The organism is Bradyrhizobium sp. LA2.1 (assembly GCF_040547725.1).
GTDB classification, from domain to species: domain Bacteria; phylum Pseudomonadota; class Alphaproteobacteria; order Rhizobiales; family Xanthobacteraceae; genus Bradyrhizobium; species Bradyrhizobium barranii.
The window spans coordinates 47,269-59,298 of record NZ_JBEPQI010000035.1 but is presented as its reverse complement, the minus strand read 5'-3'; the positions used below and the strand labels follow the sequence as shown (position 1 = coordinate 59,298).

The 12,030-nt window shown below is 64.8% G+C and carries 11 protein-coding genes; 6 read left to right on the top strand and 5 right to left on the bottom strand.

Features of this window, described 5'->3' with window-relative positions; translation table 11 throughout:
- Positions 1–91 precede the first annotated feature (91 nt).
- Positions 92–1,420: an MFS transporter gene (locus ABIB95_RS42170; protein ID WP_071908449.1), complete on the top strand. Its 1,329-nt coding sequence runs from the start codon at positions 92–94 to the stop codon at positions 1,418–1,420.
- Between the two features lie 72 nt (positions 1,421–1,492).
- On the top strand, positions 1,493–1,906 hold the full coding sequence (locus ABIB95_RS42165; protein WP_354248594.1) for a c-type cytochrome: 414 nt from the start codon (positions 1,493–1,495) through the stop codon (positions 1,904–1,906).
- 180 nt (positions 1,907–2,086) lie between these two features.
- On the opposite strand, the gene ABIB95_RS42160 is transcribed toward ABIB95_RS42165, so the two are convergent.
- Together ABIB95_RS42160 and ABIB95_RS42155 are read right to left on the bottom strand one after the other, a co-directional pair.
- The gene (locus ABIB95_RS42160) at positions 2,087–3,577 is read right to left on the bottom strand and encodes a M48 family metalloprotease (RefSeq protein WP_049807739.1); all 1,491 of its coding nucleotides are present in this window, start codon (positions 3,575–3,577) and stop codon (positions 2,087–2,089) included.
- Positions 3,578–3,611: 34 nt separating this feature from the next.
- Positions 3,612–4,382 (bottom strand): thermonuclease family protein, encoded by a 771-nt coding sequence (locus ABIB95_RS42155; RefSeq protein ID WP_354248592.1) that lies wholly within the window; start codon positions 4,380–4,382, stop codon positions 3,612–3,614.
- 414 nt (positions 4,383–4,796) lie between these two features.
- Here ABIB95_RS42155 and ABIB95_RS42150 point away from each other — a divergent pair, with 414 nt between their 5' ends.
- The 3 genes from ABIB95_RS42150 (at position 4,797) to ABIB95_RS42140 (ending at position 7,685) form a co-directional block, all read left to right on the top strand.
- Positions 4,797–6,005 (top strand): ABC transporter substrate-binding protein, encoded by a 1,209-nt coding sequence (locus ABIB95_RS42150; protein ID WP_247316421.1) that lies wholly within the window; start codon positions 4,797–4,799, stop codon positions 6,003–6,005.
- A 136-nt stretch (positions 6,006–6,141) separates the two neighbouring features.
- A complete protein-coding gene (locus ABIB95_RS42145; RefSeq protein ID WP_354248589.1) occupies positions 6,142–6,930 on the top strand; it encodes an enoyl-CoA hydratase in 789 nt (262 codons plus the stop codon).
- Between the two features lie 2 nt (positions 6,931–6,932).
- A complete protein-coding gene (locus ABIB95_RS42140) occupies positions 6,933–7,685 on the top strand; it encodes a hypothetical protein (RefSeq protein ID WP_354248587.1) in 753 nt (250 codons plus the stop codon).
- A 201-nt stretch (positions 7,686–7,886) separates the two neighbouring features.
- Here ABIB95_RS42140 and ABIB95_RS42135 read toward each other — a convergent pair whose 3' ends face one another.
- The 3 genes from ABIB95_RS42135 to ABIB95_RS42125 are packed head-to-tail and all read right to left on the bottom strand — an operon-like array spanning position 7,887 to position 10,981.
- Positions 7,887–8,699: an enoyl-CoA hydratase/isomerase family protein gene (locus ABIB95_RS42135; protein WP_354248585.1), complete on the bottom strand. Its 813-nt coding sequence runs from the start codon at positions 8,697–8,699 to the stop codon at positions 7,887–7,889.
- Between the two features lie 41 nt (positions 8,700–8,740).
- Complete coding sequence (locus tag ABIB95_RS42130) at positions 8,741–9,901, bottom strand: acyl-CoA dehydrogenase family protein (protein WP_008133127.1); 1,161 nt, start codon at positions 9,899–9,901, stop codon at positions 8,741–8,743.
- An 18-nt stretch (positions 9,902–9,919) separates the two neighbouring features.
- Entirely contained in the window at positions 9,920–10,981 is a 1,062-nt protein-coding gene (locus ABIB95_RS42125) for an acyl-CoA dehydrogenase family protein (RefSeq protein ID WP_354248583.1), read from the bottom strand.
- A 260-nt stretch (positions 10,982–11,241) separates the two neighbouring features.
- Here ABIB95_RS42125 and ABIB95_RS42120 point away from each other — a divergent pair, with 260 nt between their 5' ends.
- Positions 11,242–12,027, top strand: coding sequence for an SDR family NAD(P)-dependent oxidoreductase (locus ABIB95_RS42120; protein WP_038934418.1), 786 nt, complete (start codon positions 11,242–11,244; stop codon positions 12,025–12,027).
- The last annotated feature ends 3 nt before the right edge of the window (positions 12,028–12,030 follow it).

The following is a 12,030-nucleotide window of genomic DNA, read 5'->3' as shown; positions in this document are numbered from 1 at the left end:
GCACTGCGGAATGTTGGGTCAGACAGGGGCAGATTGCCTGGCGCCCCGCCGGGCGGTCGGCTTTGGTTTTCAGGACGTTAAGGGCGCACGAATGGCGACGGCACAGACCCCTGCAATGGCAGACCTCCACTCGGGCGAGCACGGCCACGACCAGGCCAGTCCCGGCGAGATCGCCATCGGCGTCATCATCGGCCGCACCTCGGAATTCTTCGACTTCTTCGTCTACGCGATCGCCTCGGTGATCGTATTCCCGCGCCTGGTGTTCCCGTTCACCAGCGAGCTGACCGGCACCCTCTATTCCTTCATGATCTTCGCGCTGGCCTTCGTGGCCCGGCCGATCGGAACCGTCATTTTCATGACGGTCGATCGCGAGTACGGCAAAACCGCCAAGCTGGTCTCGGCGCTGTTTCTGCTCGGCACCGCCACAGTCGCGCTCGCGTTCCTGCCCGGCTATCACGACATCGGCAGCGCCGCGATCTGGCTGCTGGCGCTGGCGCGTATCGCGCAGGGTCTGGCCTGGGGCGGCGCCTGGGACGGCATGGCTTCGCTGCTGGCGCTGAACGCGCCGCCCTCCAAGCGCGGCTGGTACGCGATGGTGCCGCAGCTCGGCGCCCCGCTCGGCCTGATCGTGGCGAGCGCGCTGTTCGCCTATTTCGCCGGTAACCTCTCGGCCGACGACTTCTTCGACTGGGGCTGGCGCTATCCGTTCTTCGTCGCCTTCGCCATCAACGTCGTGGCGCTGTTCGCGCGCCTGCGCATGGTGACGACGGAAGAATATGCTTCGTTGTTCGAGACCCGCGAATTGCAGCCCGCGCGTATCTCCGAGACCGTCGCGCGCGAAGGCCAGAACATCATGCTCGGTGCATTCGCGCCGCTCGCAAGCTTCGCGCTGTTCCACATGGTCACGGTGTTTCCGCTGTCCTGGGTGTTCCTGTTCACCCGCGAAAGCCCGGTGCGCTTCCTGATCATCGAGATCGTCGCCGCCGTGTTCGGCGTCGCGGCGATCGTGGCCTCCGGAATCATCGCCGACCGCGTCGGCCGCAAATCGCTGCTGATGGGATCGGCCATTGCGATCGCGATCTACAGCGGTTTTGCTCCGCAGCTGCTCGATGCCGGCGCCTTCGGTGAGACCATCTACATGGTGATCGGCTTCATCCTGCTGGGTCTCTCCTTCGGCCAGTCCTCGGGCGCAATCGCCTCGAACTTCCGGCAGGCGTACCGCTACACGGCTTCCGCGCTGACCTCGGATATGGCCTGGCTGTTCGGCGCCGGCTTCGCGCCGTTGGTGGCGCTTCTGCTCGCCACCAATCTCGGCGTCATCGCGTCGGGTGCCTATCTGCTGTCCGGCGCGTTCTGGACCCTGCTCGCACTCTGGCTCAGCGGCCAGCGCGAGGCCGGCGACATGGACGCGGGCGCTTAAGCCGCGTCCAGCGGACGGGAATAAAATTCAGGCCGGACGATCCTGTTTGCGGCGACGCAAGCAGGAGATTCCATGAACGTCCGGTCCAATCCCGTCCACCCGCAAAGATTTGCAAGCCTGGTCCTTACCGTAGGCCTGGTCCTCACCATCGTCGCGATCGTTTTCTCGACCGGGCTTGCCCACGCCACCGGCAACGTCGCGCGCGGCCAAACGCTCTATAAGGGCTGCGCAGATTGTCACTCCATCAATGAGAACGCTGTCGGCCCGATGCACAAGGGCGTGGTCGGTCGCAAGGCGGGCAGCGTGCCCGGCTATGACTATTCGGCCGATCTGAAGAACTCAGGGATCGTCTGGACCGAGGACAATCTCGACAAATGGCTGGCCGGACCGCAGGCCATGGTGCCGGAAACCAAGATGTTTTTCGACGTCCCGGATGCGCGGGATCGTGCTGACATCATAGCGTTTCTGAAGGAAAAGGCGCGGTAGGTCGGCAGAGCAGGTCTCGTAGGGTGGGCAAAGCGAAGCGTGCCCACCATCTGTCGCTATCATTGACGGATCGTGGGCACGGCGCTACGCGCCTTTGCCCACCCTACGGCACTGGCTTTGTGGCCCGAGATCCCGGGTTCGCGCTAAGCGCGCCCCGGGATGACGCGCGCTTGGCGCGCGTCAATCCGCCACGACCTTCACGCGATCCCGCACCTTCACCTGAGCGTTGCGATCGAGCCCGTTCAGCACGCGGAAGCGTTCGGCGGGATGATCGACGCCGGCCATGCGGTGGGAGAGCGATTCCACGGTGTCGCCGGGCTGCACGGTGATGACCTTGATGCGCAGGGGGCGCGCGGCCTGGATCTCGTCGAGCGTCAGGCGGCGGAATGAATTGACGGTCTCGCGCGCGTTGCGCTCGCTCTCGGTCGATTTCTGCCGAGCCGCGAAGATGAAGCGATAGACGTCGCTGCCGAAGCGCAACGCATAGACCTTGAACTGCCACTGATCGCCCTTGGCGGTGGCGGACGCAGCCGGAAAACCGTTGATGGTGATGTCTTCGGTGGAGGCCTTCTCGACGCCCTCCATCCAGCCGGAATTCAGGTAATCGCCGAGCGACTGCTCGGCCGGCACCCTCACGACGTCGAAGCGCATCGCCTGCGAGCCGCCGTCGCGCACGCCGATCACCGCCTGCGCGGTGTTGTCGAGCGTGAAATTGTCCGGCGCCTGGAAGGTGAAGCCGAGTTTCGGGTGCAGGAAACGCCGGCCGCGGACAAAACCTTCGCTGGGATCCTCGCCATAGACGAGGTTGTCGATCGCGGCGAGGTAGGTCTCGCGGTCACGCTCGGCGCCCTCGGGCGCCGCATATTGCCGTGCGATGGTCTGCGCATTCTGCACGCGCTCGGGGGTGGCCGGATGCGACGAGGTGAAATCCTGCGCGCGCGGATCGAGCGAGGTCTTGCCGACCTTGAGCTCGGCATTGCGCTCCATCGCAGAGAGGAAGCGGGCGGCACCATAGGGATCGAAATGTGCCTTGGCGGAAAGGCCGACGCCGATGCCGTCGGCCTCGAACTCCTGGTTGCGCGAAAAGCTCGCCATGGTGAGCTTGGTCTTGGCCAGCGCAAGCGCGGTGAGATCGGGATCGTTGCTCATGTCGGTGACGACGCGGGTGACGATCGCGGCCTGGCGCGCCTGGTCCTCGCGCATCGCGGCGTGCTTGGACAGCACATGCGCCATCTCGTGGCTGAGCACGGAGGACAATTCCGAGGTGTCGCTGGCGAGCGCGAGCAGGCCGCGGGTGACATAGAGCTGGCCGTTCGGCAGCGCGAACGCGTTCACCGCGCCAGAATTGAGGATGGTGACCTTGTAGCCCTGGTCGGGGCGATCGGACGCCGCGACGAGCCGGTCGACGGTCTTGCTGACGAGCGATTCGAGCCTGGGGTCGTCATAGGTGCCGCCGTAGCTCGCCAGGATGCGCTCGTGCTCTTTTTCGGTGGCGGGGGTCTGCGCGACGGCCGGTTTCGGCTTGGGCATCGCCACGGTCGGCGGGGCCGCCGCGGTCTGGAACCGGTTCATGTCGCCGCAACCGGCAAGGGCTGAGCCCAGCACGAGGCACAGCGCCGCCGGCGCAGCCCGCAGGCGGCGGCGTTCACTCGATACGTGCCGTTCTAGCACCCCATCCACGTCGCTCAACCCGTGCCTGGCCCTTTTAGGGCCTTACCCCTGTCGGCTCGTTTGCACCCAGCAACTCGACCTGCCCCGCAAGGCGCACATCGATGCGCGGCCCTGAATTCCCCTCGACCCAGCCCCGGACGCGAATCCGTCTATTTTCCAGGGACTTAAGAGTGATCCCGGCGTTTTCGAGCGCGGGTTGCGTACGCTTTGAAATAGTCACGGCAAAGCCGCGTGTCCAGTTTCGTCCGAAGTTGAGGTAGGTCATTGCCCCAGCTTGCCGGACCGACAGGACTTTGCCCTCGACCACCATAAAGCGCCCGATCCCCGCCAAAATATCGTCCGGACTTTCCGCGTTTTTTATGGCCGACGGGTCAGCCCAGTTGCCCTTTTTTTGGCGCCGTGCCTCGGTCTCCGCCGCCATCAGGGCCGCCGCGCAGTCCTTGTCCGCGATCTCGGCGGAGACGAGGGCGTCGCCTTGGGCGAGCAGCACGGCCTGGATGGGGGCCTCGCTTTCGCCGACGAAGATGAGTGCGCCCTGACGGCCGTAGCGGTCGGGCGTGTCGTCGGTGCCGCGCACCGTGACGTCGCGTCCGGTGAGCAGCGACGTCAGCGCCTGCTTCGTCGTTGCGGTTGGCTCGATCCCGGCGAGGCGCACCTCGCGGCCGTCGTCGAGACGCACGCCACGCGCATCGACGATTGCGGCGACGCGGCCGTCGCCTTGGGACTCGAACTGGCACGGTGCGGCGAACGCGGTGTGACCGGCGACGAGAGGAAGTGCGACGATGAGATGAAGCAGTCGCGTCACGGTGCCCGGAAAGGTTGCGTTGTGCTCTAGTTCTAACGCAAACGTGGCGAACCGCGAAGGCTATCGTAGGGTGGGCAAAGCGAAGCGTGCCCACGTCTTTGATTTGTCGCGCGGGCTCGTGGGCACGGCGCGAAGAGCGCGCCTTTGCTCACCCTACGGCAGTTCGCGTGACGCGTCGCCATTGCCTCACACTCGATCAGCGAATTAATGAACTTGCACAGCAATGACGGTGGAAACATTTCGCCGCAACATGCCATTCCGCTTTGCGGAAAACATGTGCGGCAATCATGGGCCCGCAACGCTCTCGCGCTTGCTGCGCACTTGCGCATGCGGCATGATTGCGGCAACAGCAATAACCAAGAGCAATAACCAAGCCGCCATCAGAGTACGGCGCGATAAGGGAGGTCTTTTTCGATGAAGCATATTTTGTCGGGCATTTTTGCCGCAGCGTTTGCGCTGAGTGCGAGCGCCGCCGCGCAGGCCCAGGACAAGCCGCCGCTGAAGATCGGCGGCATCCTCGACATGTCGAGCCTCTATGCCGACATCACCGGTCCCGGCAGCGAGACCGCGGCCAAGATGGCCGTCGAAGATTTTGGCGGCGAGGTGCTGGGACGCAAGATCCAGGTGCTGGCGGCCGACCATCTCAACAAGGCTGACCTGTCCGCCAACATCGCCCGCGACATGCTCGACAACCAGGGCGTCGAGATGATCTACGACGTCGCGGCCTCGGCCACTGCGCTCGCCGCCGGCGAGATCGCGAAAGCACGCAACAAGATCATCATGTTCAACGGCCCGGGCTCGATCCGTCTCACCAACGAGGCCTGCGGTCCCTACACCATTCACTACGTGTTCGACACTTACGGCCAGGCCAACGTGACCGGTCTTGCCGCCGTGAAGTCCGGCCTCGACAGCTGGTTCTTCCTCACCGCCGACTACGCCTTCGGCCAGGACCTGGAGAAGGACACCAGCGCCGTCGTGACCAAGACCGGCGGCAAGGTGCTCGGCGCCGTGCGCCATCCGCTCAACACCTCGGATTTCTCGTCCTTCCTGCTCCAGGCTCAAGCGTCCAAAGCCAAGGTGATTGGCCTTGCCAACGCCGGCGGCGACACCGTCAACGCCATCAAGCAGGCGGCCGAGTTCGGCATCACCAAGGGCGGCCAGAAGGTCTCGCCGCTGCTCGCCTTTGTCACCGACATCGACTCGATCGGGCTGGAGACCGCGCAGGGCCTGCTGCTGGCGGAAGCCTTCTACTGGGACCTCAACGATGACACGCGCGCATTTTCGAAGCGATTCGCCGAACGCATGAAGCGGCCGCCGACCTCGGCGCAGGCCGGCGTTTATTCGTCCGTCACGCATTACCTGAAGGCTGTGAAGGCGGCGGGCACGACCGACTCGGCCGCGGTCATCAAGGTGATGAAGGAGACACCGATCAACGACTTCTTCGCCAAGAACGGCAAGATCCGCGAGGACGGCCGCATGATCCACGACATGTACCTGTTTGAGGTCAAGAAGCCGTCGGAGTCCAAGGGCCGCTGGGACGACTACAAGCTGCTCGCCACCGTGTCCGGCAACGAGGCGTTCCAGTCGCTGGAGCAGTCGCGCTGCCCCCTGGTGAAGAAATAGAGATCGTCATTGCGAGCGAAGCGAAGCAATCCAGAGATGTTTCCGCAGAGACGGTCTGGATTGCTTCGTCGCTTCGCTCCTCGCAATGACGGGTGTGGCTGAGGCCCGAGCAAAACAACAACAAGGGAGACGTCCCATGAACGACATGGTCCTGCAAAAGCTCGAAGGCGGGCTGCTCACCATCACGATGAATCGCCCGGAGCGGAAGAACGCGCTCAATCCCGACATGGTCGCAGGGCTGGTCGAGGCCGCGCGGCGCGCGGCCGACGATCCCGAGGTGCGCGCGGTGCTGTTCAAAGGCGCAGGCGGCTCGTTCTGCGTCGGCGGCGACGTCAAGTCGATGGCGGCAGGCCGCGCGCCGCTGCCGTTTGAAGTGAAAATGGTGAACCTGCGCCGCGGCATGGAGGTCTCGCGCATCCTGCACCAGATGCCGAAGCCCGTGGTGGCGCAGCTCGACGGCGCGGCAGCCGGCGCCGGCCTTTCCATGGCGCTGTCCTGCGACCTGCGCATCGCGAGCGAATCCTGCAAGATCACGACCGCCTTCGCCAAGGTCGGCTTCTCCGGCGATTATGGCGGCACCTATTTCCTGACGCAGCTGCTCGGCAGCGCGCGGGCGCGCGAGCTCTATCTGATGTCGCCGGTGCTGACCGCGAAAGAGGCGCATGCGATCGGGATGGTGACGAAAGTCGTTCCCGATGCCGAGATCGACGCGGCTGCGCACGAGCTCGCGCTGTCGCTGGCGCAGGGGCCATCGATCGCGCTCGGTTTCATCAAGCGCAACATCAACAACGCCGAGCATCTGGCGCTGGAAGATTGCTTCGACGGCGAGGCGATCCATCACACCCGTTGCAGCGACACCGAGGATCACAAGGAAGCCGCGAAGGCCTTTGTCGAAAAACGCAAGCCGACGTTCAAGGGCGCATGACGATGGCGCCCTATATGCGGCTCCGGCAGATCTGCCTCGTCGCGCCGCAGCTCGCGCCTGTGGTCTCCGACATCGCCGGGATCATGGGCCTCGACGTCTGCTACCGCGATGGCAATGTCGCCAAATACGGCCTGGAGAACGCACTGCTCCCGGTCGACACGATCCTGCTGGAGGTGGTTGCGCCGTTCAAGGGCGGCACCACCGCCGGCCGCTTCATCGAGAAGACCGGCGGCCGCGGCGGCTATATGGCGATCTTCTGCTGCAACGATCCGGACGAACGCGGCCGCAACGCCAATGCGATGGGCGTGCGCACCGCCAACGTGATCGACCACGTGCCCTATCACGGCGTGCAGCTTCACCCCCGCGACTGCCGCGCCGCCTTCATCGAGTTCAACCATACCAAAGGCAGCGACGATGTTTTGGGGCCGTACCCGCCCGCGGGGCCGGACTGGCAAAAGTTCATCCGCAAGGATGTGACGCAGGCGCTGACGGGCGTGGAGATGCAGAGCCCGGATCCTCAGGGGCTCGCTGAACATTGGGGGAAGATCATCGGGATCGTACCGAGTGGCGGCGCCGAATTGAAACTGCCCAATGCCACCTTCCGCTTCGTGAAGGGCGCCGGCGAAATCATGAGCGCGCTGGAGTTTCAGGTGGCGGATGTCGCGAGTGTGCTGCATGCCGCGAAGGCAAAGGGGCTCGCGGTGGCGGGGAACGAGTTTCTGCTCGGCGGGGTGACGTTCCGACTTGCGCCTTGAGCGGTTGCCTCACACACCGCTGTCGTCCCGGACAAGCGAAGCGCAGATCCGGGACCCATAACCACAGGGAGTGGTTATGATGCGGGATGATAACTCCGCGTCTCCGCCAAACCCCTTCCTGTGGTTATGGGTCCCTGCTTTCGCAGGGACGACAGGGAGATTATGGTGACGCTGGTGTGATACGGCGAGACGTCGCCGCAATCACCTTCCCTTAAAATTCGCCGCGCGGCGCTCTTCCGTCGCCTTGACGCCTTCCTTGAAGTCTTCCGTCGCACGCAGCCGTGTCTGCTCGCCAAGTTCGTGGTTGGTCGCGGCCATCACGCGGTCGGCGAGGTCGGCGCGCATCGTGGCACGGGTGGAGAGGAGGCCGAGCGGGGAGCATTCGGCGATCTCGGCGGCGAGCTTCATCGCGCCGGCCTTCACCTGGTCCTGCGGCACCAGCTCGTTGGCGAGGCCCCACTTGACGGCTTCTTCGCCGGTGACGCGGCGGCTGGTGTAGAATATCAGCTCGGCGTTGTTCTTGCCGATCAGCTCGGGCAGCGTCACCGTCAGGCCGAAGCCGGGATGGAAACCGAGCTTCGTGAAGTTCGCGGAGAAGCGCGCTTCCGGGCAGGTGACGCGGAAGTCGGCCGACACTGCGAGACCGAGCCCGCCGCCGATGGCCGCACCCTGCACGGCCGCGACGATCGGCTTCTTGGCGCGGAAGATACGCACGGCCTGGATGTAGAGATGGTTGATCGGGCCGAGGTTGTCGGCCGGGTCGCCCTTCTTCTCGGCCTCGCGCGCTTCCTGCGCCTGCCGCGCCGGATCGCCAAAATTGGCGCCGGCACAGAATGCCTTGCCTTGTGCCGACAGCACGGATGCGCGGATCTCGATGTCGCGATCGAACTCGTCGAGTGCGTCCGCGATCTGGTTGATCAGCGAGATGTCGAAGAAGTTCAGCGGCGGGCGGCGGATCTCGATGGTGCCGACGTGGCCAACTTTTTCGACGCCGATGTCTTTATAGGTGCTCATGAGGATCCTCGATTGAATTAGCGCAAACCAAGTCCGCGCGACTAGCGCAGGCCAAGTCCGCGCGCGATGATGCCGCGCAGCACCTCGGTGGTGCCGCCCTGGATGGTGAGTTTCGGTGCGGTCTTGATGGCGAAGTCGAGTTGCCGCTCCAGCGTCTCGCGGTTGGTCGCGGTCTCCTCGACGAAGGCGGCGAGATCGCGCACGCGGTGCGGAAGCTGCTGCTCCCAGACCGTGCCGATGTCCTTGACGATGGAGGCTTCCACCACCGGCTCCTTGCCGGCCTGCAGCATGCCCGCAACCGAGACCGACATGCGCCGCATGGTGTGGAGTTGCGCCACGAGACGGCCGATGCCTTCGGCGCTGCGCGTATCCGGGTTGGGGCCGACCGCGCGCACCAGCTCGGTCAGCACGTAATAGGTCTCGAGGAAACGTTCGGGGCCGGAACGCTCATAGGCGAGCTCGCTCGTCGCCTGCTTCCAGGCGCCGTCGACTTCGCCGAGCACGTGATCATCGGGCACGAAGAAATCGGTGAAGACGACCTCGTTGAACTCGTACTGGCCGGTGATCTGGCCGATCGGGTTCACCTGGATGCCCGGCTGCTTCATCTTGACCAGAAACTGCGTCAGGCCGTGACGGCGGTTTTCCTTGGTCGGCTGCGAGGTCCGGAAGATCGCGATCATGTAGTCGGCAATGTGCGCCGACGAGGTCCAGATCTTGGTGCCGTTGATGAGGTAGCCGCCGTCGGTCTTGGTCGCGCGCGTCTTGGCGGCGAACAGGTCGGAGCCGGAATTCGGCTCGCTCATGCCGATCGCAAAGCAGATCTCGCCGCGGCAGATGCGCGGCAGGATATCCATCTTGATATGCTCGGGCGCGTATTTGATCAGCACCGGCCCGCTCTGGCGGTCGGCGACGAAGAAACGCCGCGTCGGCGCGTTGGCGACGCGCATTTCCTCGGTCACCACGTAGCGTTCGAGGAAGGAGCGCTCCTGGCCGCCATATTTCTTCGGCCAGGTCATGCCCAGCCAGCCCTTGGCGCCGACCCGGCGGGAGAATTCCGGCGCGTCGGTGTCCTCGCGGTTGGGCTTGTGCGGATCGAAGGTGCCGGCGGCGATTTCCTCGGCGAGGAAGGCGCGCACTTCCTTGCGCAGTTGCTCGCACTTCTCGGGCAGGCGGATCGGATCGAAACGAAGGGCAGCGGTCATTGTTGTCTCGTCCCCTGATCAGCGCGAAGCCACGAGCGGCCACAATTCGTCCGCGCCGCGGTTTGCCACCAGCTTGCCGAGCTCGACGGCCCAGTGGCTCTCCGAACCGAAATCGTCGCGCCAGGCCAGCGCCCGCAGCGAAAAGCGGTGCAGGATGTGCTCGCTGGTGAAGCCGATGGCGCCGTGCACCTGATGCGCGATGGCGCCGCCTTTCTCCGCGGCTTCCGCGCAGCGGATCTTTGCCGAGGCAGCCTCGAGATAGACCTCGTCGTCAAACGATTTTGCGTTCGCGATGGCATCGGCTGCCGACGTCGCGGCCGCAAGCGCCGCGGCGGATTCGCCGGCGAGACGGGCGAGGTTGTGCTGCACGGCCTGAAACTTCGAGATCTTCTTCTCGAACGCGACGCGCTCGTTGGAATAGCGCACGGAGATGTCGAGCATCGCTTCCAGCGCGCCCGCGATCTGAAGGCTGCGCGCGACGCCGCCCATCAGCATGAGCGTGGTCTGGTCAAAGCCCTTCGCGGGCTTGACGGTGACGGGCTGGATCTTGTCGAGTGTCACGGTATCGCTGTGGTCGTAGCCGACGTTGAGTCCGGATTCGATCCGGCCCTTGCTCGCATCGACCAAGGCAATCGAGATACCATCCTTGCCGTGCGCCAGCACCGCAAAGTGCTTCGCCGCCTTGGCAAAGGGGACGCCGCGGGCGCGGCCGGAGAGCGCGCCGTCGGCATCGAGCGTGATGCGGTCCTTCGGGCTCGCCGGCAGCACGGTCATCTCACCTTCCGGCGACGAAATCCTGGCCTGCGCGAGCAACCAGCCCGCCAGCATGGTCTCGGCCAGGGGAACCGCGACTGCGAAGCGGCCGGCGGCGTTCAGCAGTGCAAAGCCGTCGGCAAGGCTGGCGCCGGAGCCGCCGAGATCGTCAGGCACCCAGGACAAGGGCAAGCCGGCTTCGCTCAGCGCCTGCCACAGCGGCGCCTGCCACGAACCCTTCTTGTCGTTGTTGATGGTCTGCGGATCGGCGAGATCGGCGAAGATTTTCTCCGCGGTCTCGACGACGATATTGTCACTCTCCGCCACAGCGTTCCCCGTGTTTTGCCATTGGCGCGTTCCGTCCGATCGGCGCGGCGCGCGGTCTCTTCTTGCGCCCGATGATCCGAAAAAGCCATGGCCCTGACAAGCGTTGACCGCAGGCCCATCTGCGGCTCCGGCATGGGCGCAAGAGCTGCTATGGACTAATTCCGCTTAGCGGAGTTTGCTCGATTTGCAGGGCGCGGCAAACTCGCTAAACAGGGGCAGCTGCTTAAGGCTTGCATTCAATCAAGGGGAAGGAAATCCGGATGGCAAAAGACGGCTTGTGCGCAATCGTGACGGGGTCCGCATCCGGACTTGGTGCTGCAACTGCGGAAATTCTCGCGCGGAGCGGGGCGCGGCTCGTCATCAACTATTCCTCGAGCCAGAAGGAAGCCGAGGCCACGGCCGAACTCTGCCGCAAGGCGGGGGCGGCGGAAGTGCTGGTCGCGCAGGGCGACGTCTCGCGCGACGAGGATTGCCGCAAGATCGTTGCGGCAGCCAGCGGCTGGGGCCGGCTCGACGTGCTCGTCAACAATGCCGGCATCACCAAGCATGTTGCGCATGCCGATCTCGATGGATTGTCGGCTGAAGATTTCCAGCGCTTGTACGGCGTCAACACGATCGGCCCGTTCCAGATGGTGCGCGCGGCGCGCAGCCTGCTCGAGGCCGGCGCGAAGGCTTCGGAGCGGCCGTCCGCCGTGGTCAACGTGTCCTCGGTTGCCGGCATCAGCGGCGTCGGCTCGTCGATCGCCTATGCCGCGAGCAAGGGCGCGCTCAACACGATGACGTTGTCGCTGTCGCGCGCGCTGGCGCCGCTGATCCGCGTCAACACGGTGTGCCCCGGCTATATCGACACGCCCTGGTTCACCAAGGGCCGCGGCGAGGCCGGCGCCAAGCAGGTGCGCGACAGCGTGGTGGCGAAGGTGCCACTGAAGGTCGCTTCATCCGCCAATGACATCGCGCAGCTCGTCTGCTTCCTGGCAACGCCGGCGTCGAGCAACATGACCGGCGAGGTCGTGCGGATGGATGCGGGGATGCATCTGATAACTTAATTC